This is a genomic window from Kitasatospora sp. NEAU-CNBT7 (assembly GCF_057220535.1).
Window position 1 is genome coordinate 1 of the sequence record NZ_JBXQQB010000113.1, and the last position, 3,233, is coordinate 3,233.

Sequence of the window (3,233 nt, forward strand, 5' to 3'; positions counted from 1 at the left end):
GAGCTTGCCAAGTCCCTTGATGTCGGGCTGCCCCTTGCGGGAGATGACCGGCAGGATCCCGCGCCTGCGGAGTTCGCGCCGGTTGGGGTTGCTGTCGTAGCCCTTGTCACCGAGGAGGGCGTCGGGGCGCTTGCGGGGATGGCCGACCCGGCCGGCCACCGGCGGTACTCCGTCCACCAAGGCGAGGGTCTGGGTGACGTCGTTCACGTTGGCCGCGGTGGTGATCATGTGGAGCGGGGTGCCGCCACCGTCACAGATCAGGTGGTGTTTGCTGCCTGTCTTGCGGCGGTCGACCGGCGACGGGCCCGTCGCCGGTCCCCTTTTTTCGCGCGTACGTGGGAGGCGTCCACGCACGCGCGGCTCCAGTCCAGTTCGCCAGCCGCGTTGAGCTCGGCGAGCAGTATCCGGTGCAGCCGGTCGAAGACGTCGGCCTCCTGCCAGCGCTCCAGGCGCCGCCAGCATGTCTGGCCTGAGCCGAAGCCCAGCTCCAGGGGCAGCTGCTGCCACGGGATCCCGGTGTAGAGAATGAAGAGGATGCCCTGCAGGCAGAGCCGGTCCGACACGGGCTTCGGTCCCGGTGACCGCTCGGGCCAGGCCGGCAGGACCGGCTCGATCATCGCCCACAACTCGTCATCCACGGCCCACGGCTTGGTGCTCACGCCATCACGAACAGCTCAATCGTCGTACCGGTTACGGCCGACCTGCACCGATTCACAAGATCGTGTTACGAGCTCTTAGGGCCGCCCCTTTTTCCGGGCCTTCTCCGCCTCCTCGGCGGCCTTCTCCAGGTCGGCGAGCGTGTCGGGGGCGAGGTACGTCCCGGCGGCGTCGTGATGGGCCCGGACGGTGGTGGAGTCCACACTGACCAGCGACAGGTCCACCTCGCCCCGTTTCGCGGCCTCGGCGATCGCGCCCTCCAGCAGGGCTACGAAGACTCCGGCGTCCCTCCACTGCCGGAAGCGGTTGTGAACCGTCGACCAGGCACCGAACTCGCTTGGCATCTCCCTCCACTGGCCACCCGTCCGGAACCGCCAGATCACACCCTCGAACTGTCGGCGGAGCCGCTCGGGGTACGGGCCGTACTCACCGATCAGCAGATACGGCCCGATGAACTCCCACTCGGCATCAGTCAGTTGCACTCGCGTCACGCAACACGATCTATCGGATCAGGCGCGATCGCGAGGGTCAAACCCGCAGATTGATCACAAGCCGATACGTGCCCTAGTTGACCTGGCAGCGTCAGCAGAGGCGAAAAATTCATCCCGTCGCCCCACCGACTGGGGGACAAGAACGCGGCAGGTCGATTGGGAAACTCAATGCGTAGCGGTTCTTCACCGCAGGCTCCTTGCGGCAGAATAAATTTGATCCTTTCGGCGAAACTATGTCTACAGTCTTGCCGTAGAAAAATCTTCAGCTGTTCGCTCTTTCGGCGCCGTTTTGGAATGAAAAGGAGAGAAGAATGTCAACCAGGAAGATGCGAGCCGGGTCGTTTCGCAGGGCTGTGATCGCGCTGGCGCTCGCGGGTGCCACCGCGTCGATCCCGCTCGTCTCCTCCGTTCCAGCTTTCGCCGCGACGGCCGAGAGCGGAGGCTTCCCGGCTGCTTTTGTCAATCAAACGGGACTTCCAGACAGTCAGGTGTACGTCACCGTCATTGGCCAGGCCGGTGCGGGACAGTGGTCCTACGTAACGGCGGATGGGGTGGTCAAGCACATCGACCACAACGATGCTAATGCTTCCGGTCACCTGACAAAGAACGGTACGAACTATGCCAACATGTCGTTCACTCTGGACCAGATCCCGCAATCCAATGGCAAGAGGGAACTGCATCTGCCGGCAAACCTGATCGGAGCCAGGATATTTGTTTCAAAGAATGCTCCCATGTACCTCGGGATCGCGCCCGATAACTCGGGCTGGGCCGGCCCAAACCTGAGCAACCCGACCGACCCGAACCTCAACACTCTGTTTGACTGGTACGAGTACAGCTATCAGTACGGTGTCACAAACTTCGGCGGAAACACGACTCAGGTTGACATGTTCAGTTTCCCGCTGACGGCAGAAGTGAGCCAGAAGGCGTCTGGCGTGGACCAGGTCCGTGGCACGGAGGAATCCCCGGGTGGAGGCAGTGCGTCGCTTGTCACCAGGTATAAGCAGGCCGAAGCAGGAACGCCGTTCGCCCACCTGATCGACGGCTCCGGTCGCATCATTGCCCCTCGGTCCTCTGCAATTTTTGCTTCCGGAGGCAGTGCGGCAAACTATTTTGATAACGAGATCAATCGGGTGTGGACCGACTGGGCAAAGGCCCCGGGCGCGTTCCAGTTCTCCCGACCGGGTGACAACTTCACGGGTCAGGTAGAAGCGGATGGCCGACTGCACTTCACGGACAATGGTCTCTCCGGCAGTTTGGCCAAACCTTCGACCTACGACGTCGTGTCGTGCTCGGGCGCACTCGCCGGGGCAGGGCTGAACGGGGTCGAGGGAACCCTGGGTGCCGAACTCTGCGCTGCTTTCAACCGAGGTGTGGCCTCCAGTCCGAACGACTGGCACGATCCTTCTGCCTATTACCCCAAGGCCACCGCCCAAGATCCTGACCCGGCTCCTTCAAACGGCTACTCCGAGTTCATGCATGCCATCAGCGTTGACAACCTTGCGTACGGATTTCCGTTCGACGACGTGGCAAACCAGAGTTCGGTGACCATCCTCAGCAACGCGAACCCGCCGGACGAGGTGACGCTCACCGTCGGCTGACCAGGAATCAGCCGGTGTGATGACTCCCTATTCGGAGGCATAGGGTCGGAGCTCGCCGACGCAGACCTCTACCGCCAGCGCAATCTGCAGGGTGGCCTCGCCTACACGCCCGAAACACTGCGCTGGATCTTCTCCGACCTGGTCGAGGTGGAACTGCGCCGCATGCGGGAGAGTCCCCTGACTCGGCACTGTTCGGCGTGACCTTCCTGTGGACCGCGTTGTTCCGTCGGGGTGCGGCTGCCTGAGATTGTTGTTTACTGGGTGTTTCGTCCCTGGCTCCGAGGTTCATGTTCCGCGCCAGGTTGGGGTGTTTTCGCCGGTGAGTCGGCGGGTCATGAGGCTGATCATCGCGACGTGGATCATGGCTTCGGAGCGGGCGGGGAGGGCCTCGTAGTCCCGGGCCAGGCGGCGGTGGTTCATCAGCCAGCCAAGACTGCGTTCGACGACCCAGCGGCGGGGCTGGACGACGAAGCCCCTGGTGGTGGGG

The 3,233-nt window shown here is 63.1% G+C and carries 4 protein-coding genes and 2 pseudogenes; 2 read left to right on the forward strand and 4 right to left on the reverse strand.

All coding sequences use genetic code 11. The annotated features are described in order from the left end of the window. The 3 genes and pseudogenes from AC2TEW_RS38735 to AC2TEW_RS38745 form a co-directional block, all read right to left on the reverse strand. A partial coding sequence (locus tag AC2TEW_RS38735; protein WP_484627744.1) for a transposase occupies positions 1-354 on the reverse strand: 354 nt, incomplete at its 3' end. After that, positions 258-659 carry a transposase gene (locus AC2TEW_RS38740; RefSeq protein WP_484627785.1) on the reverse strand — a complete coding sequence of 134 codons (402 nt, stop codon included), beginning with the start codon at positions 657-659 and terminating at the stop codon, positions 258-260. The genes AC2TEW_RS38735 and AC2TEW_RS38740, both read right to left, overlap by 97 nt. A gap of 87 nt (positions 660-746) precedes the next feature. Continuing rightward, positions 747-1,148, reverse strand: a pseudogene (locus AC2TEW_RS38745) (transposase); the annotation flags it as partial. Between the two features lie 311 nt (positions 1,149-1,459). Here AC2TEW_RS38745 and AC2TEW_RS38750 point away from each other — a divergent pair. Beyond that, on the forward strand, positions 1,460-2,746 hold the full coding sequence (locus tag AC2TEW_RS38750) for a glycoside hydrolase family 64 protein (protein ID WP_484627831.1): 1,287 nt from the start codon (positions 1,460-1,462) through the stop codon (positions 2,744-2,746). 33 nt (positions 2,747-2,779) lie between these two features. Continuing rightward, positions 2,780-2,991 (forward strand): annotated as a pseudogene (locus AC2TEW_RS38755) (class I SAM-dependent methyltransferase); the annotation flags it as partial. 40 nt (positions 2,992-3,031) lie between these two features. Here AC2TEW_RS38755 and AC2TEW_RS38760 read toward each other — a convergent pair. Continuing rightward, positions 3,032-3,233 (reverse strand): transposase (locus AC2TEW_RS38760; protein WP_484627832.1); only part of this gene is annotated, 202 nt, incomplete at its 5' end.

Bases quoted from the DNA above. Each gene is read 5' to 3' on its own strand.
- AC2TEW_RS38750 (WP_484627831.1), top strand. From the start codon at position 1,460: ATGTCAACCAGGAAGATGCGAGCCGGGTCGTTTCGCAGGGCTGTGATC.